General features: G+C 69.9%; 27 protein-coding genes. 5 read left to right on the forward strand and 22 right to left on the reverse strand.

Going from position 1 to position 17232, the window contains the following annotated elements; genetic code table 11:
* Positions 1-105: 105 nt before the first annotated feature.
* The 17 genes from ACZ5C2_RS05680 to ACZ5C2_RS05760 form a co-directional block, all read right to left on the reverse strand.
* Entirely contained in the window at positions 106-381 is a 276-nt protein-coding gene (locus ACZ5C2_RS05680) for a hypothetical protein (RefSeq protein WP_468786933.1), read from the reverse strand.
* A complete protein-coding gene (locus ACZ5C2_RS05685; protein WP_468786935.1) occupies positions 381-767 on the reverse strand; it encodes a hypothetical protein in 387 nt (128 codons plus the stop codon). The genes ACZ5C2_RS05680 and ACZ5C2_RS05685 overlap by 1 nt, the downstream gene beginning before the upstream one ends.
* A 65-nt stretch (positions 768-832) precedes the next feature.
* Complete coding sequence (locus tag ACZ5C2_RS05690; protein ID WP_468786936.1) at positions 833-1615, reverse strand: recombinase RecT; 783 nt, start codon at positions 1613-1615, stop codon at positions 833-835.
* Entirely contained in the window at positions 1612-2544 is a 933-nt protein-coding gene (locus ACZ5C2_RS05695) for a YqaJ viral recombinase family nuclease (RefSeq protein ID WP_468786938.1), read from the reverse strand. Before ACZ5C2_RS05695 ends, ACZ5C2_RS05690 begins: the two co-directional genes overlap by 4 nt.
* Positions 2541-2789 (reverse strand): hypothetical protein, encoded by a 249-nt coding sequence (locus ACZ5C2_RS05700; RefSeq protein WP_468786940.1) that lies wholly within the window; start codon positions 2787-2789, stop codon positions 2541-2543. The genes ACZ5C2_RS05695 and ACZ5C2_RS05700 overlap by 4 nt, the downstream gene beginning before the upstream one ends.
* A 66-nt stretch (positions 2790-2855) precedes the next feature.
* Entirely contained in the window at positions 2856-3161 is a 306-nt protein-coding gene (locus ACZ5C2_RS05705; RefSeq protein ID WP_468786942.1) for a hypothetical protein, read from the reverse strand.
* 110 nt (positions 3162-3271) lie between these two features.
* The gene (locus tag ACZ5C2_RS05710) at positions 3272-3769 is read right to left on the reverse strand and encodes a hypothetical protein (RefSeq protein ID WP_468786944.1); all 498 of its coding nucleotides are present in this window, start codon (positions 3767-3769) and stop codon (positions 3272-3274) included.
* A gap of 103 nt (positions 3770-3872) precedes the next feature.
* Positions 3873-4043 carry a hypothetical protein gene (locus ACZ5C2_RS05715; RefSeq protein WP_468786946.1) on the reverse strand — a complete coding sequence of 57 codons (171 nt, stop codon included), beginning with the start codon at positions 4041-4043 and terminating at the stop codon, positions 3873-3875.
* Complete coding sequence (locus ACZ5C2_RS05720) at positions 4036-4185, reverse strand: hypothetical protein (protein WP_468786948.1); 150 nt, start codon at positions 4183-4185, stop codon at positions 4036-4038. Before ACZ5C2_RS05720 ends, ACZ5C2_RS05715 begins: the two co-directional genes overlap by 8 nt.
* Positions 4182-4448, reverse strand: coding sequence for a phiSA1p31-related protein (locus tag ACZ5C2_RS05725; protein WP_468786950.1), 267 nt, complete (start codon positions 4446-4448; stop codon positions 4182-4184). Before ACZ5C2_RS05725 ends, ACZ5C2_RS05720 begins: the two co-directional genes overlap by 4 nt.
* Positions 4445-4621 carry a hypothetical protein gene (locus ACZ5C2_RS05730; RefSeq protein WP_468786952.1) on the reverse strand — a complete coding sequence of 59 codons (177 nt, stop codon included), beginning with the start codon at positions 4619-4621 and terminating at the stop codon, positions 4445-4447. Before ACZ5C2_RS05730 ends, ACZ5C2_RS05725 begins: the two co-directional genes overlap by 4 nt.
* On the reverse strand, positions 4621-5049 hold the full coding sequence (locus tag ACZ5C2_RS05735; protein ID WP_468786954.1) for a hypothetical protein: 429 nt from the start codon (positions 5047-5049) through the stop codon (positions 4621-4623). Before ACZ5C2_RS05735 ends, ACZ5C2_RS05730 begins: the two co-directional genes overlap by 1 nt.
* Positions 5050-5191: 142 nt before the next feature.
* Positions 5192-5464 carry a hypothetical protein gene (locus ACZ5C2_RS05740; RefSeq protein WP_468786956.1) on the reverse strand — a complete coding sequence of 91 codons (273 nt, stop codon included), beginning with the start codon at positions 5462-5464 and terminating at the stop codon, positions 5192-5194.
* Entirely contained in the window at positions 5461-6186 is a 726-nt protein-coding gene (locus tag ACZ5C2_RS05745; RefSeq protein WP_468786958.1) for a hypothetical protein, read from the reverse strand. The genes ACZ5C2_RS05740 and ACZ5C2_RS05745 overlap by 4 nt, the downstream gene beginning before the upstream one ends.
* A complete protein-coding gene (locus ACZ5C2_RS05750) occupies positions 6183-6458 on the reverse strand; it encodes a hypothetical protein (RefSeq protein ID WP_468786960.1) in 276 nt (91 codons plus the stop codon). The genes ACZ5C2_RS05745 and ACZ5C2_RS05750 overlap by 4 nt, the downstream gene beginning before the upstream one ends.
* A gap of 84 nt (positions 6459-6542) precedes the next feature.
* Positions 6543-6827 carry a hypothetical protein gene (locus ACZ5C2_RS05755; protein ID WP_468786962.1) on the reverse strand — a complete coding sequence of 95 codons (285 nt, stop codon included), beginning with the start codon at positions 6825-6827 and terminating at the stop codon, positions 6543-6545.
* Positions 6828-6829: 2 nt separating this feature from the next.
* On the reverse strand, positions 6830-7120 hold the full coding sequence (locus ACZ5C2_RS05760; RefSeq protein ID WP_468786964.1) for a hypothetical protein: 291 nt from the start codon (positions 7118-7120) through the stop codon (positions 6830-6832).
* A 243-nt stretch (positions 7121-7363) separates the two neighbouring features.
* On the opposite strand from ACZ5C2_RS05760, the gene ACZ5C2_RS05765 reads away from it, so the two are divergent.
* The 3 genes from ACZ5C2_RS05765 to ACZ5C2_RS05775 all read left to right on the forward strand — a co-directional run bounded on the left by ACZ5C2_RS05765 (position 7364) and on the right by ACZ5C2_RS05775 (position 9821).
* Positions 7364-7801, forward strand: a complete 438-nt coding sequence (locus ACZ5C2_RS05765) for a hypothetical protein (protein ID WP_468786966.1) — start codon at positions 7364-7366, stop codon at positions 7799-7801.
* A 140-nt stretch (positions 7802-7941) separates the two neighbouring features.
* A complete protein-coding gene (locus ACZ5C2_RS05770) occupies positions 7942-8394 on the forward strand; it encodes a hypothetical protein (protein ID WP_468786968.1) in 453 nt (150 codons plus the stop codon).
* A 23-nt stretch (positions 8395-8417) separates the two neighbouring features.
* Positions 8418-9821 carry a tyrosine-type recombinase/integrase gene (locus ACZ5C2_RS05775; RefSeq protein ID WP_468786970.1) on the forward strand — a complete coding sequence of 468 codons (1404 nt, stop codon included), beginning with the start codon at positions 8418-8420 and terminating at the stop codon, positions 9819-9821.
* A 30-nt stretch (positions 9822-9851) separates the two neighbouring features.
* Here ACZ5C2_RS05775 and ACZ5C2_RS05780 read toward each other — a convergent pair whose 3' ends face one another.
* From ACZ5C2_RS05780 to ACZ5C2_RS05790, 3 genes are read right to left on the reverse strand one after another with little or no spacing between them, the layout of a single operon-like run.
* Complete coding sequence (locus tag ACZ5C2_RS05780; protein WP_468786972.1) at positions 9852-11723, reverse strand: rhamnogalacturonan lyase; 1872 nt, start codon at positions 11721-11723, stop codon at positions 9852-9854.
* A gap of 38 nt (positions 11724-11761) precedes the next feature.
* Entirely contained in the window at positions 11762-12535 is a 774-nt protein-coding gene (locus tag ACZ5C2_RS05785; RefSeq protein ID WP_468786974.1) for a class I SAM-dependent methyltransferase, read from the reverse strand.
* A gap of 5 nt (positions 12536-12540) precedes the next feature.
* On the reverse strand, positions 12541-12846 hold the full coding sequence (locus ACZ5C2_RS05790; RefSeq protein ID WP_468786976.1) for a 4a-hydroxytetrahydrobiopterin dehydratase: 306 nt from the start codon (positions 12844-12846) through the stop codon (positions 12541-12543).
* Positions 12847-12979: 133 nt separating this feature from the next.
* Between ACZ5C2_RS05790 and ACZ5C2_RS05795 the strand changes: the two genes are divergently transcribed.
* A complete protein-coding gene (locus ACZ5C2_RS05795) occupies positions 12980-13804 on the forward strand; it encodes a helix-turn-helix domain-containing protein (protein WP_468786978.1) in 825 nt (274 codons plus the stop codon).
* On the opposite strand, the gene ACZ5C2_RS05800 is transcribed toward ACZ5C2_RS05795, so the two are convergent.
* Positions 13786-14211, reverse strand: coding sequence for a hypothetical protein (locus tag ACZ5C2_RS05800; protein WP_468786980.1), 426 nt, complete (start codon positions 14209-14211; stop codon positions 13786-13788). The genes ACZ5C2_RS05795 and ACZ5C2_RS05800 overlap by 19 nt on opposite strands.
* 234 nt (positions 14212-14445) lie before the next feature.
* On the opposite strand from ACZ5C2_RS05800, the gene ACZ5C2_RS05805 reads away from it, so the two are divergent.
* A complete protein-coding gene (locus tag ACZ5C2_RS05805) occupies positions 14446-15309 on the forward strand; it encodes a helix-turn-helix domain-containing protein (protein ID WP_468786982.1) in 864 nt (287 codons plus the stop codon).
* A gap of 19 nt (positions 15310-15328) precedes the next feature.
* Here the strand turns inward: ACZ5C2_RS05805 and dnaK are convergent, their stop codons facing one another.
* Complete coding sequence (gene dnaK, locus ACZ5C2_RS05810; protein WP_468786984.1) at positions 15329-17203, reverse strand: molecular chaperone DnaK; 1875 nt, start codon at positions 17201-17203, stop codon at positions 15329-15331.
* Positions 17204-17232: the final 29 nt, after the last annotated feature.

A 17232-nucleotide genomic window follows, 5' to 3' on the forward strand; every position in this document is an offset into this window, starting at 1 on the left:
ACCCGTCTCCTCGGCGTGCGGGCCGGGTGATAAGCGCGAAGACGACGGCGGCGAGGCCGATCGTGAGGCCGAGGCAGGCGAGGAACAGGGCGGCGGGGGCGGCGGTCACGATGCCCCGCTTCCGTCGAGTCCGAGCTGGCCGGTCACCTGGGTGGCGGGTTCGGGCGGCATGAGGGCGTCAAGGAACGCCTGGTGCTCCGGGTCGCGCTCGGGGCAGAGGAACTCGCCGCCGGACAGTGCGTTCCACCGGTAGTGCCGGGCCAGGTTGCGGGCCTCGGTCAAGTTGGCGAAGTGGATGACGCCTTCGTCCTCGAACGCTTCGAGGGGCTGCTCGCAGGCGTCGCAGGCGACGGTGATGCAGGTGTGTGTCTTGATCGGCATCAGGCGGCCCTCCGCTGCTGCTGGCGGGCGGTCTGCCGGTCCTGGATGTACTTCCGTCCGGCGCGGGTCAGCAGGTAGACGTTGACCTTCTTGCCGTGGGCCTTGGGGTTGATGGACGGCTCTTCGCCGACCTTGCGGAGGAGCTGGGGCTCGTTGGGGTGGAGGGCGTCGTGGCCTGTGAGGGCGGCGAAGTACAGGCCGGCCTTGCGGCACTCGTCTTCCGGGGCGATCAGGCGTATGTCGTTCATGCCGAACGGGCGGCCAGTGTCGGCGAGGTGGAGGACGGCCTGGTCGAGGACGGCGGTGGTCCACTGGGTGACGGTGGGCTGCAGGGCGGCGAGGATCCGGGCGGCGCGGGCCTTCGCCTCGGCGGGAGTCAGCTGCATGTGATGTCCTTGTCGGGTGAGGGGCCGGCCCGCACTGCCCGCGGGCCGGCTTCGGCGTGTGCGGGCTAGTCGACGAGCTCGCCCTCGATGGGGCCCTCGTCGTAGTCGTCGGGGGTCTGGGGCGCCGGTGCGGGCGCGGTGATGGCGGTGGGTCCGGCCTGCTCGGCCTGGACCTCGGCGGCTGCCCGGAGCTGTTCCTTGCGCCACTCGGTGGACGAGGGCACCCACGGCTCCAGGCGCTTGGCGACGGTCTTGAGGACCATCTGGTCTTCCCACTTCACCCACGGGCTGGTGGGGCTGTTGCTGCCCTTGGACTCCTTGCGGACCTTGTCGATGTAGGCGCGGTTGATGACGACGACCTTGGACGTGGAGCCGTCCTGGAAGACGCCGTAGGCGTAGGCGCCGACGATGGGGCCGCGGTCGCCGAAGTAGTCCGGCTTGTGCACGGGTCGGTCCATGTCGGGGCTGTACTCGAAGTGGTCGTTCTGGTGGACGACTTCGGCCTTGACGGCCTTGACGGCGCCGGCCCGGTAGATGCGTTCGACGACTCCGCGGTAGCCCTCGATGCCCTGCACTTCGTTGCCGAACGGGACCAGGTAAAAACTCTCTGTCCCGGGTTCGTGGCCGAGGCGGGCGCATTCCTGGAGGGCGTTCATGAGGCTGCCGGGGTTGCGGGTGGCGGCCTGCAGGAGGTTCTTGTTGGAGCGGAGGGCGCCGTAGGCGAGGCGCATCCACGTCTCTCCCTTGACGTGGGAGGGGAGGACGAGGGTGAGGTCGTCCTTGTGCTGGCGGACGATGGCTTCGGGGCCGTTGTCCCGGGTGGCGATGGCGTTGCCGATCTGGCTCATGCTGCGTCCTTGCTGCTGGTGTAGGGGTTGAGGCTGTAGGTGTGGCCGTCGCGGACGGTGCGGTAGGCGATGCGGCGGTCGCCGCAGATGGCGCGTTTGGCGTTGCCGATGAGGTCGAGGACTTCGCCGCGGATCTGGGTGAGGTCGGCGGATGCGGCGGCGACGTCCGCGTAGGCCTTGTCCCAGCGGGCGACGAGCTCGGCGGGGATCTCGACGTCGCGGTCCTCGAGCCCGTCCGGCTGGACGCGGATCGTCTGGTAGGTGTCGGTCGCGCCGTCGATGGGCGGCCGGTTGCCCTGGCGGACGTCGTCGAGGAACCGCTCGGCCGCGTCGCGCAGGATGCGGGCGTCGTTCTCGTCGTAGGCGACGGTGTATTCGCGGTAGTCGTGGCCGGAGACGAGGAGCGCGACGTGGCAGACGTCGAGGCCGAGCGCGTCGAGCTGCCACTGGATCTGGCACCGGTAGTAGATGGGGATCTCTTCCGAGTCGGACGGTCCCCAGTCGTCGCCGAACGGGGACGTCTTCACCTCGAGGAGTCCGGCGGCCTGCTCGGGTACGTCGAACTCGCTGGCGGGCTGCGGGTAGACGAGCCGGTCGGGGGTGGCGCGCTGCCAGGCGCGGTCGCGGTGCCGCCACGTGCCGGCCGGGGCGGCGAGGTATCCGGGGTGTTCGTCCTGCCACTTGGAGGCGACGGCGTCCTCGAGCCGGTTGCCCCACTCGATCGCCGGGTTCATCTCGAACGGGGCGGTGGGCAGGCCGGCCTTCTTGTGCCAGAGGGTGAAGCGGGACATCCAAGGGGAGAGGCCGACGACGGCGGCGATCTCGGTGGCGGTGATGGTGAGTCCGGCGCGGGCCTCTTCCCACGCGGCGGTGCCCGGGGTGAGGTGCCCGATGAGGATGCCGTCCGGGACGGTGGTTGCAGTGGTCATGCGGTCACCTGCCGGTTGGCGATGGCGCGGAGCTGGGTGACGCCGCCGGGCTGCTGCATCAGGGCGAAGGCGGCGGCGTACTCGGGCCAGCCAGCGGCGAGGCGGGCGGCGTTCACGTTGTCGGCGGACGCCCAGGCGTCGAGGAGCTTGGTGGTGAAGCTGCCTGCCGGGTAGCCGCCGAGGCCTTCGGACCAGAGGACGTGCGCGGCGACGTTGGCGGGGATTGTGGTGGTTTCAGTGGTCATGTCTCCTGCTTCCGGGTGTGCTGATGGGTGGGCCAGCGCCCCGACCACCGGCTGTGGGGTTGTGGGTCAGCTGTAGTCGTGCAGGATCAGCCAGGCGGGCGGCTCATGGTCTGGGTAGCCGAGCCGGACTGCGGCCGTGTGGAGTGCCTCGTTGAAGCCGGCCGGGATGGCGGCGGCCATGGACTCGGGCGTGAGTCGGGCGGCCGTGTTCTTGCTGACGGGGGTGTAGGCGGTGACGAGGAACGTCTTGTCGCGGTCGCCGAGGGTGTCGTAACCGACGGGCAGCCCGGCGGTGGCGGCGGTGAGGGCGTCCAGGTCGGTGTCAGGGATCTCGAAGCCGTAGGCGACGCCGACGGTGTGGTCAAGGCCCATGTCGTGTTCTCCGTGGGAGGCTGGTGTCGGATCCCCGGGCGATAGCTGCGCTCGGGGGTTCTTCTTGGGCGCCGCCCGGCCGGCCGGTGTCATCCGGCGCGGGCGGCAGTTCAGGTGGTCGGGATGGGCTGGGTGTCGTCGTCGGGTCCGGTCCGGCCGGGGTCGGTGACGGGGCCGAGGAGTCCGGCGTCGGCGGCTGCGCGGAGGGCCATGACCGGGATGGGGCCGGTGGCCTGGTCCTCGATGGCGCTGGTGTCGCGCACCATCGGGGGCACGGTGATCGCGTTGGCGTTGGCTTCGGCGGCGAGCTGGGGGCCGAAGCGGGCGCGGTAGCGGTGGAGTTCGGCGCGGAGTTCGTCGTTCTCGGCGTGCAGGTCGTCGAGGTTGGCGAGCTGCGTGACGACGATCTCCTCGGCCTCGGCTTGCCGACCTGCGGTCTGTTCGATGACCGTGTCCCGCTCGGCGATCTGCAGTTGCAGGCCGCGGATGAGCTTGTGGGCGCCGTCGAGGAGCTGACGGAGGCGGTCGACTTCGTCGATGGCCCGGTGCTTGCGGGCGGGCCGGTCGAGGCGGCCGAGGCGGACGGGCAGCAGGTCGGCGAGGCTCACTAGTCCTCCTGGTTGTCGAGGCGTTCGGTGATGCGGTTGGCGATGAGTTCGCCGAAGAGGAGCAGGAAGACGGTTCCGGCGCCGAGGAGCGGCGCGATGTAGATCACGACTCCTCCGCCAGCCCTTCGACCTCCATGCCGAAGCCGACCTCCCCGAGCTCAGGGCGCCCGCTCTCGAACATGACGATCGGGCGGCCCGTGAGCAGGGCTTCCATCAGGGCCTCGCCGAGTCCGTTGTCCTCGCTGGCCATGTCGATCCGGATGGGCTCAGGCATTGCGGTCTCCCATGAATGCGTCGTCGATGTCGATGAGTCCGGCCTCGATGGAGGCGATGAGGTCGGGGTGGGTGATCCAGCGGGGTACGGGCCGGCGGGCGGGGTCCGGCGCGTGGTCGGCCGCGGGTTCGGTGGGCGTCATCGGGTCACCACCGACAGGAGGACTCGCCGGTAGAGGGCGGCGGTCGCCTTGCGGGGGGTGGGGATGAGCGGCCCGTGCCAGGCGTACAGGTCCGGCAGGGACACGAGTACGGGCTGGAGGATGACGCTGCCGCGGTCCGGGGATCCCATGAGCGGTTCGCCGGCTTCGTTGTAGCTGCCGGACCACTGCCACTCGACGCCGGTCACGTCGGTGTAGGTGACGGTCAGGTCGAAGGTGACGCCGTCGTGCTCGAAAGCGCTCATGTGGTGATCACCCATCCGGGGTCGAGGCGGGCGGCGTCGAGGTCGAGGAGGTGCTCGCGCCATGCGCCGGGCGCCCAGGTGGTCTGGTCGTTGCCGTGCTCGCGGCGGGCGTCCTCGTCGAGGCGGGCCAGGGCGTCCTCAATCACGTCGGCGGGCAAGGTCGGGGACGCCATCACGCCACCGCCCCGTCGACGGCGCCCGGGCCGGGTGCGGTGTTGTGCGCGTGCTGCGCCTCACCGATCAGCCTCCAGGTGCCGCACACCGACTCGACCTCGCCCAACGCCTCCGTCACGTCGTCGCAGCCGACTGCCGCTTGCCCGAGTTCGACGAGAAAATCGGCAAGGTCTTCGCGGTCGAAGAGCTTGGCCCACGGCATCGCGGGCGGGTACGTGTCGGCGGGCTGGCCCTCCAGCTCGGCCGCCCTCGCCTGCGCCTGGTCGCGTTCGGCGCGGACCGCGGCCAGCTCGGCGAGGAGCGCGGGCACGTCCTCTCCAGCGAGTTCGTCCCAGTCTTCGTTGTGCTGGCTGACGTACTCGTACAGGTAGCCCGCGCGCGTGGCGATCTCGGCTTCGCGCTGGGGTGTCAGGCGGTCGGCGTTCATGCGGCGGCTCCCTGGCGGCGTGCGTGCTTCCTGCGGCTGGATGCGGACGAGCGGCGCGGGCGGCCCGTCGGGTTCAGACCAACCCGCAGATCCGTCGGCGCCAGCGACTTCCTGCGCTGCTCGGCGGTCGTGACGCGGTCGCTCACAGCGCGCCTCCCATGGCCTGGTAGCGGGCGCGGGCTTCACGGTCGGCCTCGAGCGCGGCCCACCAGCAGTAGAAGAGGGCGTCCAGCGCGGCCGGCTTCTCCTCTTCGGGAAGGCAGTCGAAGGCGATCCGGCCGATCTCCTCGACCTCGAAACCCTCCGGGTGCGCGACGGTGAGGAGTTCCTCCGCCTCGTTCCACAGCGTCTGGAACGCGGACAGCTGCGGGAGGTGGGAGGTGATGCGGTCGAACGGGGTCAGGTCGTCGCTCATGCCGACACCTGCTTCCGGGCGGCGTCGTACTGGCCGATGGCCCACGAGGCGGCGTGGCACTGGTAGGCGAAGTGATAGTCCAGCTTGTCGAGGTTCCAGTCGCCGACGTCGGAGAAGGCGAACCCGCCCATCTCCCGCGTCTTGGCCTCATGTCCGGGGAGAGTGTGGCCGTTGTAGATGCCCCACATCGTTGCGTCGTGGCGGGACTCGTGATCCTTCGCCGCCCCGCACGAGCACTCGGCTCGATAGGTCACGCCGTGCTCGAAGTCGTAGACCATCTGCATGGCCCAGTCCCGCGAGTGCAGCCGGTCGCTCTCCAGGATCTGCTCACGGACCGCAGCCCGCAGGCCGCGCGGGGCGCCGTCCTTGACGGCCTCGGCAACCTCTTCCTTGACCTGCGCGACCAGACGTTCCTGGTCGTACTCGCGGACGCTGTCGGCGCCGTTGACCAGCTTCGACGCCCAACGGTCCGGCTCGACGCGGATGCCGCGCAGCCAGTTGAACATGTCCTCGGTGTCCGGGCCGAACCGCTCGAAGTGGAACGAGCCGTGTGAGCCGGCCACCAGCAGGTTGTACGGCCAGGTCACCAGGATGATCCGCGACCAGCCCTGCAGGGCCTTGAACTCGACGTGCCGGTACAGGCCGTCCTCGCGGAGCTCGACCAGCTTGCCGTCCTTCACGTCACGGGCGACGTGCGCGGCGATCTCGGCGTAGTCGCTCATCGGGCACCGCCCTCGGTGAGCGCGCCGATGGCGGCGATGGCGTCGGAGACGCCCCGGTTGTAGGCGTCGTCGGTCTCGTCACCTGTCGCGTCGGTCAGGTACTCGGCGCGTGCGGCCCTGATCGCCTCGCCGAGCGCCTCGTCGCGGAGCGCGTCCAGTAGGCGGCGAGCGTCGGCCACGCCGTGCGTCATGAGCTGGCTGGTCGTCAGCAGTTCGATCGCGAGTTCTTGCGGCGACTTCCGCTCGGCGGGAGTCTGGGATGATGGCTTCACGTGAAGCCCCTTTCGTTTCGAGAGTTCGGTAGGGGTGGAGCGTCGAGGCCGTTCCCGTGGCTGCGGGGGCGGCCTCATGCCCGCTCAGGCGGCGGCGCGGGCCGGCTCGGGGACGCGGCTGTCGTGGAGCTGCTGCGAGGTCGGGGCGGGGCCCCGCTGGCCGGAGAGCCAGGCTTCGATGTCGGTGATGCGCCAGGCGGCCTTGCGTCCGATGTCGACGGACCGCGGGCCGTTGCTGCTGCCGGTGCGCTTCTGCTTCTGGCGGTCCTTGTAGAGCTGTTCGATGGACCGGCCGCTGAGGCGGGAGGCTTCGTCGGCCCAGACGTGGCCGGGCGGGGGCGGCTGATTGAACGTGGGGGTGCGGGGCACTGCTACTCCTTCTGTCGATTCATGTCTGTGGTCATTCCGGCCTGTTTCGGGGTCGTTGGGGGCGCGAAAAGGACCGGGGTGAGGAAGCCGAGAGCCTCCGATATGGCGGTGGCGTCGTCGTAGTCGGCGGTCTTCTGGCTGCCGTTGGCGAGCTTCTCTATCAGGCCCTTGCCGCGCCCGCTTGCTTCCGCCAGGGAGTCCAGGCTGTAAGGGGTGATGCGGCCCGGGTTTTTCATGGCCCACCTGAGCTTCTCGGGGTCCTTCAGGGTCCAGCGGCGGCTTGCACGACTCAACGGATCTCCAGTGGTGCGGAGTGGCCTTGACTGGCTCCCATGTAACCATGCCGGAGTCACGCTGTCTACGAATTGGGTCGCTTGTGCGTCGGCTATCGGCAAAGATCTTGGCGGGATAGCATGGATCTGTAGACGATCCGTCTCCGGACCGCAATGGTTGTACAGACTGGCCTGCTATTTTGCAGGCCCCCAGGACACCCCTAAGAGACAGTCGGTGACAGAGTGACGCGAAAGGAAGAGGACATGGCAGCGCCGGCCTTCACCCCCGACGCCGGGTCCGAGGCGCCCGCGCCCCCCCTGGGCGCGCTCTCCCAACTCGTCCAGGACGTCCTCGACACCGGCATCTCCCTGCGCCGCCTCGGCGAGCGCGCCATCGACCCGGTGACCGGCGAGGCCATCTCCTGGCAGTACTTCCAGAAGCTCGTGAAGAACCCGCCGGCCAGCCCGCCCGACCCCCTGCAGATGCGCGCCATGGCGGCCGCACTGAACAAGCCCTACCGGCGTGTCCAGGAAGCCGCGGCCAAGCAGTGGCTCCAGTTCGAGGCAACCGAACTCGCCGGCTACGACGAGGATGTGCGCATCATCGTCGCCCACCTGGCAGGCAAGACGCCCGGTGACAAGCGCCGCTGGCGTCGCATGATCGAGGCGGAGGAGCAGGCGCGCCGCGAGGTCGACGAGTAGACGCCAGCCTCCTGCCGCACGCTCTTGTCGACTTTTCGTCAACTGATTGTTGGACACTCCCTGTAGACGTATCCTGCACCAACCGTGCACTTCCGGCCGCTCTGGCTAGACGTGCACCGTTGGCAACGCGGGGAGGCTGCATGCTGTGTGTCACTTATGAAGCCGTCGAGGATCTCGCCCCCGGGCGGCTCGCCTGGATAGATGAGGACCGCGGCAGTCTCCGGGTCGAGCTCGACAAGAACGCGCCCCTCGAGGACGTCGTGCGGCAGCTGAACATCGAGTTTGAGGAGCTCCTGGCGGAGGCGCACTGGTTCCAGCTGTGGCGAGGCGAGATCGTCAGCCGTTACACGCCGGACGCTCCGCTCAGCGTCCACTTCATCCTCGAGCGTCTCCGGTGCCAGCCGCCCGACACGGCCGCGGTCCTCGAGGACAGAGGCCTCGTCAAGGTCCACATCGATCCCGGCCTGGACACCGAGATGTTCGCGGCTGCCATGAACCCGGGCGTGCGGCAGCTCCTCCATGCCGGGCAGTGGTTCCAGCTGTACGCCGGGGAGATCGTCACCATGGACACTCCGGGGTACCTTGCTGCTTGACGCGATCCCTCGGGGAGTAACACATGGCCGGCTACATCGAAGACCGCTGGTACAAGAAGGGCCCCGACGGCAAGCGCACCATCCGCACCGAGCGGTACGGGCAGGGAAAGCGTTACAAGGTCACCGGCATTCCGGGCGTGCGCTCCCGCTCCTTCCCCGACAAGCAGCTGGCGGCGGCGAAGGACTGGCTGGCCAAAGCGCAGACCGACAGCGCGCGGGGAGACTTCTACGACCCGCGGGACGGCTCGGTCACCCTCGACGACTACGTGCGCAACCACTGGTGGCCCACCACCCGCTACCCGCCGTCCACCAAGGCGGCCGTGCGGTCGAAGGTGTTCAACCACATCCTCCCGCACGTCGGTGCGCTGCCGTTGAACCGGATCGGGTATGAGGAGATCCGCGTCTGGCAGACGCGTGCCGAGCAGCACATCGACGTCGGCACGCTCGTCGTCACCTGGGCGCACTTCTCCACGATTCTGCAGGCTGCCTACAAGGCCAAGCGGATCCCCGTCAACCCGTTCCGGGACGGTGACCTGCATGCGCCACGGCTGCCCAAGTCGAAGGCGTTGGCGTGGGAGCAGCAGACCGTCCGGGCGGTGCGGCTCGCGGTGCCGGACCGGTACCGGATCCTTGTCGACCTGGCCGTGGGGGCGGGCCTGCGGCAGGGGGAGGCGCTCGGCTTCTCCCCCGACGATGTGGACGGCGAGGACATCCACGTGGTGCGGCAGATCATGAAGGTGAACGGCAAGTTCGGGTTCGGGCCGCCGAAGGGTAACAAGGAGCGGGTGGCCCCGTGCGCACCGGAACTGGCGGAGGCCGTCAAGGAGTACGCGACCCGGTTCCCGACGGTGGAAGTGACGCTGCCGTGGGTTGATCCGGCCCGTCCTAGTCTCGCCTGGGAGGACCGGCCCAAGCGGACGGTGCGTCTGCTCGTCACCACGCAGTTCATCAACGGCCTCAAGGGCGGGGCCATCAACAAGGACACGTTCAACGACACGCACTGGAAGCCGGCGCTCGCTGATGCAGGGCTCATCCCGCCGGCCGAGGTGACCGTGGTGCAGCCGAAGAAGGGGAAGGAGCCGTGGCGCAGGCAGGCGTGGGAGATGCCGCGGGAGTTCGGCTTCCACGTGCTGCGGCACACGTTTGCTAGCGTCGTGCTGGCCGAGGGTGAGACGATTACCCAGTTGGCCTCCTGGCTGGGGCACAGCGATCCGGCGTTCACGCTGAGGACTTACGTGCACTTCATGCCGAAGTCCGGGACCCGGGGCCGGGAAGCGATCGGACGGTTCATGTCCGGTGAGCTGATCGAGGCCGAGGACTCCCCCGGGGAGCGCAATGAAAGTGGATCTCCCCAGATCCTCCCCAGGGAAAACGATCGCGAGAGCGGCGACCGCACGCGCATGGCGGACGGTCGCCATCCTTCCTGACGGGGAATGCTGTTCCTGCTGGTCAGAGCGTCAGGGGGCGAAGACCGCCGGCCTGGGCGGGGTCGGCATGTCGGCGCCTATGAAGAAGCCGGTGTGCGGGGGCTGGTTGTAGGCGGTGTTCTGCCACGACAGGGAGGTGCGGTAGAGGGTGTCGTGGAGGAGGGTGGTGATGCGGCGGTCGGTGTCGTGGGGGGTGGAGTAGATGCGCAGGTTCCTGTTGTCGACGGTGCGCCAGATGACCTCCTCGCGCCAGTCACCCAGGATGTCCCCGGAGAGGACCGGGGTGGACTTGGTGCCGTTGTTCGATGCCACACCCGAGCCGGTCAGCAGGCGGGTGTCGGAGGAGGTGCCGTACTTGTCGATGCGGGTGCCGTCGAGGAGTTCGCGGACCGGGTCGCCGTCCCACCAGGACAGGAAGTTGGCGGATGAGGGCTTGCGGCCCTTGGCGCCGCCGCCCTCGTCACGGATGCCGCCGTCGGACGAGGACCACATCTCGGGGCCGGAGTTGCCCGACCAGATGTCCCCCGCCACCCCGCGGCCGTTGTCGCAGCAGGCGCCGAGCTTCCAGCGGACGGCTCCGTTCGCGGGGTTGATGTACAGGGCGGCGGGCTGGCCCGTGGACTCGGAGACCTTGTAGTACTCCAGCCCGGAGGCCGACGGGTCGAGGTCTCCCAGGTGCTGGGCGTCGCCGTGCCCGGTCCTCGTCGTCCACAGGCCGTTGCCGTTGTCGTCGACGGCCATCGAGCCGTAGACGATCTCGTCCCGGCCGTCGTGGTCGACGTCCCCGACGGAGAGGCTGTGGGAGCCCTGACCGTCGTAGCCCCTGCCGCTGTTGGTGGAGGAGTTGGTGTCGAAGGTCCATCGGCGGGTGAAGGCGCCGTTCCGCCAGTCCCAGGCCGCGATGACGGTGCGGGTGTAGTAGCCGCGGGCCATGACGAGGGAGGGGCGGGCGCCGTCGAGGTAGGCGGTGCCGGCGAGGAAGCGGTCGACGCGGTTGCCGTAGGAGTCGCCCCAGGAGGAGACGTTTCCGCGGGCCGGGACGTAGTCGACGGTGCCCATCGCCCTGCCGGTCCGGCCGTTGAACATCGTGAGGTACTCGGGACCGGAGAGCACGTACCCGCCGGAGTTGCGGTGGTCGGCGGAGGAACTGCCGACGACCGCGCCGGTGCCGTCCTTCGTACCGTCGGCGGTCTTCATGGCGACCTCCGCCTCGCCGTCGCCGTCGTAGTCGTACACCTGGAACTGTGTGTAGTGGGCGCCGGAGCGGATGTTGCGGCCCAGGTCGACGCGCCAGAGGCGGGTGCCGTCGAGCCTGATGCCGTCGACGATCGTGTTGCCGGTGTATCCCGACTGGGAGTTGTCCTTGGCGTTGGTGGGCTGCCACTTGAGGACGATGTCGAGGGAGCCGTCGCCGTCGAGGTCGCCGACGGAGGCGTCGTTGGCCTCGTAGGTGTAGGCCACCCCGTCGGGGGTGGTGCCGCCGGACGGAGGGCTCAGCGGTACGTCCTTGTAGCCGGCGCGGAACTGGATCGCATGGACCGAGTCGCCCTGCTCGGTGCCGTTCACCACCGCGCGGACCGTGTAGTCGGCGTGGGAGGGCGCGCCGGGGTGGAAGTACGTGGTGGTGCCGGTGACGGGGGCGGCGTTGACCTTGGTGCCGGCCCGGTAGACGTTGAAGGCGATGCCGTCGGGGTCGGTGCCGAGCCAGCGCCAGCTGACCAGGTTGCCGCTGCCGGTGTGGACGCTCACCACACCGCGGTCCAGGTTCTCGACCTGGCGGGCGGTGGCGGCCTCGGCGGACGACGGCGGCAGCGCGGTCAGGCCGGCGCCGGCCAGCGCGGCCACGGCGAGTGCCGTGGGAAGCAGGACGCGGCGTCTGCGGTGCCTGTGGGGGTGGGTCACGGGACGGACCTCCTGGGGGGACGGATGGGTTTTGTCCCTCAGTCGTCGCCGGTGCCGTCCAGGTTGCCGGGTATCGGCTTGCGGTACGCCCGGAGGTGGAACACGGGGTCGGGGCGAGGACGGTCCTGGTCGGGGAGTTCTGCCAGGCGGGCGGCGAACTCCTCCGCGATCGGGTCACCGGGAGGCAGTGTGACGAACCAGCCGCGACGCAGGTCGGCGATGGTGCGGCGAGGACTGCGGCCCTGACCGTGACCGGTGAAGCGGGCCCGGCCGGAAGGGAGCAGTCCGTGCCGGGCGGCGCAGGCCCCGACATCGGCGGGGGCGTCGGGCGCCGGGCTGGGCGGGCGGGCGGCCAGGACCGCGTCGATGTCGCTGCCGACGTTGTGGGAGGGGCCCTTGCGGACGGTGGTGACATAGACCCCGCCCGGCCGCAGGACGCGGGCGCACTCTCCGACCACCGTCCGTACGTCCTCCGGGCCGGACATGAGGTGCAGCAGCCACACGCTGACGACGGCGTCGAACCGGGCGTCGCCGAACGGCAGCCGGCGGCTGTCCGCGCGGACCACGGCACCCGGCAGCCGGGATGCCGCCGTCCGGGTCATCGACGAGGCGAGGTCGACACCCATTACCCGCAGACCGGCGCGGGCGGCGGGGTACCGCCGGGTCACGATGCCGGTGCCGCAGGCCACGTCCAGCAGGTCCCGCGCACCGCCGGGTACGAGGCTCAGCACGGCGTCGGCGGCGGCCGCCGCCCGGGGCTCACCGCCGCGCAGGGCGTCGTACCGTTCCGCTTCCCGGTCGTAGTCCAGCACGCGCCTCAGTGTGCACCGTGTCCGGACGCCAGGTCCTCCACCCTGCGGGCGAGATCGAGGTCCTTGGCGGTCACGGCACCGCCCGCGCTGTGGGTGTGCACGGACAGGGACACGGTGTTGTAACCGAGGGTGAGGTCGGAGTGGTGGTCGAGTTCCTCCTGCACCTGCGCGATGTGGACGACCATCGCCGTCGCCGCGAAGTGCGAGCCGAGACGGTAGGAGCGGGTGAGGCGGTCCCCGTCGAGCGACCAGCCCGGCAGTCCGGCCAGCCGGTCCTCGATCTCCTTCTGCGACAGCGGTTCGACGGGCATGGCCGCGCTCCTTCTCCGGGTTCGGGCCGAGGGTCTCGTGCCGGACTCCCAGGCTGCCACAGGAAAGCCCCGTAGGCCCTGGTCACCGGCGCACGGCTCCCCGGTACGGCCGCATCTCGACTACGGTCCTGACATGACCACTGTCCCGTCCCGAACCGCCTCCGCCGCCGAAGACGGCGTGGGCCCGCTGCTGCGTGCCTGGCGGGAGCAGCGGGGGGTCAGCCAGCTGGAGCTGGCCCTGCGCGCCGACTCCTCCGCCCGGCACATCAGCTTCGTCGAGACCGGCCGCTCCCGGCCCAGCGAGGAGATGGTGCTGCGGCTGGCCGAGCGGCTGGACGTCCCGATGCGGGAGCGCAACGCGTTGCTGCTGGCAGCCGGTTACGCCCCCCGGTTCCCGCACACCCCGCTGGACGACCCGGCGCTGGACGCGCTGCGGGACGGCATCGAGCGGCTGATCGGCGGCTTCGAGCCGTATCCGGCGCTGGTCGTGGACGCGATGTACGACGTCGTGGCGGCCAACCGCGGGGTCATGATGCTGTTCGACGGGGTACCGGAGTCGCTGCTGACGCCGCCGCTGAACGCGGTGCGTCTCACCCTGCACCCCCAAGGGCTGGCGCCGCGGATCCTGAACCTGCGGGAGTGGCGCGGACATCTGCTGGAGCAGATGAGGCGGCACATCGCGCTGCGCCGTTCCGAGCCGCTGCGGGCGCTGTACGAGGAGGTCGCCGCCTACCCGGTGCCGGACACCGACGGGCAGCACCCGGAGGAACCGCGGGAGCCGGTGGCGTACTTCGCGCTGCCGATGGTCATCGAGCACGAAGGGCGGAGGCTGTCCTTCGTGTCGTCCATCTCGACCTTCAACACGCCGATGGATGTGACCGTCGCCGAGCTGGCCGTGGAGACGCTGCTCCCGGCGGACCCGGCGACGGCCAAGTACCTTCAGTCCCGACTGGGCTGACGTGCTTTCAGGGCCATGTGCTGCAGCACGGCGAAGCCCGCCACGGTGAGCGCCTGGAGGACCGTCCACACGGCGCCCGCCGTGGTGGGGGTCAGCCACAGCGCGAGTGCGGCGAGACTCGTCGCCGTCCAGGCGAGATTGGCCTCGACGACGACGCGTACGCCGGCCGTCGGCGGATGCGGCCGGGCGGCCAGCAGGCCCACACCGGCCGCGTACCCGGCGAGCAACGCCCCGAGCCACAGGAGCAGGCCAGGACCGACCCCGAGGAAGCGTCCGAGCGGGCCCGAGAGGGCGAGGTAGGCGAGCGCGTTGGCGGCGGTCACCACGGCGTCGAGAGCAAGGAAGCGGCGCAGCATCAGCTGCGGCTCCACGGTCCGGGCGAGCGCGGCGAGCTGGGTCGCGGACATGATGAATCACCCTCCTGAGGGAACGGTGCGGTGGCCGGTGCCGGGTCCCGGGCCGGAGTGCGCCGGCCCGGGACCCGGTGCGTCCACGATCCCGTGAGGGCGCGGCGGGGTCGATTACCCACCGGGTAATGGGCCCGGGGAGCAGCGAAACAAGGCGGTTCCCCGTGGCCCGTGAGAGTGTCGGAGGAACATGACAGACTGAGCGCGTGCCCGGACGCGTTGGGGAGGCGTGGCGTGAGTGAGCGGCGGGCCGCACCGACCGTGGGCCAGGTGGTCCTGGGAAGGCGGCTGTGTGAACTTCGTGAGGCCGCCGGCCTCTCACGGGAGGAGGCGGCCCGGATCCTGCGGGTGGCGCCGGCGACCGTGCGGCGGATGGAAACCGCCGAGGTGGCACTGAAGATTCCCTATGTCCAGCTGCTGCTGACCGCGTACGGGGTGCCCGACAGCGAGTTCGACGTCTTCGTGGAGCTCGCCGAGGAGGCGAACCGGCCGGGCTGGTGGCAGCGGTACCACGATGTGCTGCCCGAGTGGTTCAGTCTGTATGTGAGCCTGGAGGGCGCCGCCCGGATCATCCGCTCCTACGAGCCGCACTTCGTGCCGGGGCTGCTGCAGACGGAGGACTACGCGCGTGCCGTCCTGGAGGCCGGGACGATCGGCAACGCGGGACGGGAGGCCGTCGAGCGGCATGTGTCGCTGCGCATGGAGCGCCAGCGCCTGCTGGAGCGACCGGACCCGCCGCACCTGTGGGTGCTGATGGAGGAGACGGTGCTGCGGCGTCCGGTGAGCGTCGACGGCCGGGTGATGCGCGACCAGCTCGACAAGCTGCTCGAGTACTCCGAGCGGGACCGGGTCACGCTCCAGATCGCCGAGTTCGCGGACGGGCCGCACCCGGGGACGTACGCGCCGTTCTCGCTGTTCCGCTTCGCCGAGCCGGAGCTGCCGGACATGGTGTTCACCGAGTACCTGACGGGTGCCCTGTACCTGGACTCCCGCAAGGAGGTCGCGGTGCATCTGGAGGTCCTGGACCACATGACGGCGCGGGCGGCGTCGGCCCAGCGCACCGAGAAGCTGCTGCGGGAGTGCCGGGAGCACTACTGAGACGGGGGCGGCGCCCGGGTCAGGCCGCGCCGTCCCGGCGCCCGCCGGTGTCCCTGTCGTCGTCGACGATCTCCGCGTCGACGACGCCGTCGTCCTCCTGCGGTGAGGTGTTCTGTTCGGTGCCCTCGGTGGGAGGTGCCGAGGTCTGCGCGTACATCGCCTGGCCCATCTTCTGGCTGACCGAGGCGAGCTTCTCCACACCGGCGCGCAGCCCAGCCGTGTCGGTGGCCTCACTCCCCAGCAGCTGCTTCAGTTCCGTGACGGCGGCCTCGACCTCGGACCTGGTGTCGCCCGGCACCTTGTCACTGTTCTCCTGCAGGAACCTCTCGGTCTGGTAGACGAGTTGTTCGGCCTGGTTGCGGGTCTCCGCGCTCTCGCGGCGTTTGCGGTCCTCCTCCGCGTAGTTCTCGGCGTCGCGCATCATGCGGTCGATGTCGTCCTTGGGCAGTGCCGAGCCGCCGGTGACGGTCATCTTCTGCTCGCGGCCGGTGGCGAGGTCCTTGGCGGAGACGTGCATGATGCCGTTGGCGTCGATGTCGAACGCCACCTCGATCTGCGGGACACCGCGCGGGGCGGGCGGCAGGCCGGTGAGGTCGAAGACGCCGAGCTTCTTGTTGTACGCGGCGATCTCGCGTTCGCCCTGGTAGACCTGGATGCCGACCGAGGGCTGGTTGTCGGTGGCGGTGGTGAAGATCTCCGAACGCCGGGTGGGGATCGTGGTGTTGCGCTCGATCAGCTTGGTCATGATGCCGCCCTTGGTCTCGATGCCCAGGGACAGCGGGGTGACGTCGAGGAGCAGCACGTCCTTGACGTCGCCGCGCAGGACGCCTGCCTGGAGGGCGGCGCCGAGGGCCACGACCTCGTCGGGGTTGACGCCCTTGTGCGGCTCCTTGCCGGTGAGTTCGCGGACGAGGTCGGTGACGGCGGGCATCCGGGTGGAACCGCCGACCAGAATGACGTGGTCGATCGCGGAGAGCTGCACACCGGCGTCCTTGACGGCCTGGTGGAAGGGCTTCTTGCAGCGGTCCAGCAGGTCCTCGGTGAGCTCCTGGAACTGGGCGCGGGTGAGCTTCTCGTCGAGGTGCAGGGGTCCTTCGGCGGAGGCGGTGATGTAGGGCAGGTTGATGGTGGTCTCCGTGGACGAGGACAGTTCGATCTTCGCCTTCTCGGCGGCCTCCCGCAGCCGCTGCACGGCCATCTTGTCCTGCGCCAGGTCGACGCCGTACTGCCCCTTGAAGCGTTTGGCGAGGTACTCGACGACACGCTGGTCCCAGTCGTCGCCGCCGAGGTGGGTGTCGCCGTTGGTGGCCTTCACCTCGATGACGCCATCACCCATGTCGAGCAGCGACACGTCGAAGGTGCCGCCGCCCAGGTCGAAGACGAGGACGGTCTGTTCGTTCTCCTTGTCCAGGCCGTACGCCAGGGCCGCCGCCGTGGGCTCGTTGATGATCCTCAGCACCTTGAGTCCGGCGATCTCCCCGGCTTCCTTGGTGGCCTGCCGCTGGGTGTCGTCGAAGTACGCCGGTACGGTGATGACCGCGTCGGTGACCTCCTCGCCGAGGTACGACTCGGCGTCCCGGCGCAGTTTCTGCAGCACGCGCGCGGACAGTTCCTGCGCCTGGTAGCGGGTGCCGTCGATCGAGCCCTGGCCGGGGAAACGCCACTGGGCGTCACCCATGTACCGCTTGACCGAGCGGGCGGTGCGGTCGACGTTCGTCACGGCCTGCCGCTTGGCGACCTCGCCGACCAGCACCTCGCCGTTCTTGGCGAAGGCCACGACGGAAGGCGTGGTGCGCGCGCCCTCCGCGTTGGCGATGACGGTGGGCTCACCGCCCTCCAGCACGGCCACCACCGAGTTCGTGGTTCCCAGGTCGATTCCTACGGCACGTCCCATCGCTGTCCCCTTCCGCCAGGGCACCTCTC

The organism is Streptomyces sp. NPDC031365 (assembly GCF_055569765.1).

Bases quoted from the DNA above. Each gene is read 5' to 3' on its own strand.
- ACZ5C2_RS05795 (WP_468786978.1), top strand. From the start codon at position 12,980: ATGACCACTGTCCCGTCCCGAACCGCCTCCGCCGCCGAAGACGGCGTG.
- ACZ5C2_RS05770 (WP_468786968.1), top strand. From the start codon at position 7,942: ATGCTGTGTGTCACTTATGAAGCCGTCGAGGATCTCGCCCCCGGGCGG.
- ACZ5C2_RS05725 (WP_468786950.1), bottom strand. From the start codon at position 4,448: ATGAGCGCTTTCGAGCACGACGGCGTCACCTTCGACCTGACCGTCACC.
- ACZ5C2_RS05730 (WP_468786952.1), bottom strand. From the start codon at position 4,621: ATGGCGTCCCCGACCTTGCCCGCCGACGTGATTGAGGACGCCCTGGCC.
- ACZ5C2_RS05775 (WP_468786970.1), top strand. From the start codon at position 8,418: ATGGCCGGCTACATCGAAGACCGCTGGTACAAGAAGGGCCCCGACGGC.
- ACZ5C2_RS05695 (WP_468786938.1), bottom strand. From the start codon at position 2,544: ATGACCACTGCAACCACCGTCCCGGACGGCATCCTCATCGGGCACCTC.
- ACZ5C2_RS05800 (WP_468786980.1), bottom strand. From the start codon at position 14,211: ATGTCCGCGACCCAGCTCGCCGCGCTCGCCCGGACCGTGGAGCCGCAG.
- ACZ5C2_RS05735 (WP_468786954.1), bottom strand. From the start codon at position 5,049: ATGAACGCCGACCGCCTGACACCCCAGCGCGAAGCCGAGATCGCCACG.
- ACZ5C2_RS05765 (WP_468786966.1), top strand. From the start codon at position 7,364: ATGGCAGCGCCGGCCTTCACCCCCGACGCCGGGTCCGAGGCGCCCGCG.
- ACZ5C2_RS05740 (WP_468786956.1), bottom strand. From the start codon at position 5,464: ATGAGCGACGACCTGACCCCGTTCGACCGCATCACCTCCCACCTCCCG.
- ACZ5C2_RS05705 (WP_468786942.1), bottom strand. From the start codon at position 3,161: ATGGGCCTTGACCACACCGTCGGCGTCGCCTACGGCTTCGAGATCCCT.
- ACZ5C2_RS05745 (WP_468786958.1), bottom strand. From the start codon at position 6,186: ATGAGCGACTACGCCGAGATCGCCGCGCACGTCGCCCGTGACGTGAAG.
- ACZ5C2_RS05790 (WP_468786976.1), bottom strand. From the start codon at position 12,846: ATGCCCGTCGAACCGCTGTCGCAGAAGGAGATCGAGGACCGGCTGGCC.
- ACZ5C2_RS05720 (WP_468786948.1), bottom strand. From the start codon at position 4,185: ATGACGCCCACCGAACCCGCGGCCGACCACGCGCCGGACCCCGCCCGC.
- dnaK (WP_468786984.1), bottom strand. From the start codon at position 17,203: ATGGGACGTGCCGTAGGAATCGACCTGGGAACCACGAACTCGGTGGTG.
- ACZ5C2_RS05685 (WP_468786935.1), bottom strand. From the start codon at position 767: ATGCAGCTGACTCCCGCCGAGGCGAAGGCCCGCGCCGCCCGGATCCTC.
- ACZ5C2_RS05690 (WP_468786936.1), bottom strand. From the start codon at position 1,615: ATGAGCCAGATCGGCAACGCCATCGCCACCCGGGACAACGGCCCCGAA.
- ACZ5C2_RS05680 (WP_468786933.1), bottom strand. From the start codon at position 381: ATGCCGATCAAGACACACACCTGCATCACCGTCGCCTGCGACGCCTGC.
- ACZ5C2_RS05700 (WP_468786940.1), bottom strand. From the start codon at position 2,789: ATGACCACTGAAACCACCACAATCCCCGCCAACGTCGCCGCGCACGTC.
- ACZ5C2_RS05715 (WP_468786946.1), bottom strand. From the start codon at position 4,043: ATGCCTGAGCCCATCCGGATCGACATGGCCAGCGAGGACAACGGACTC.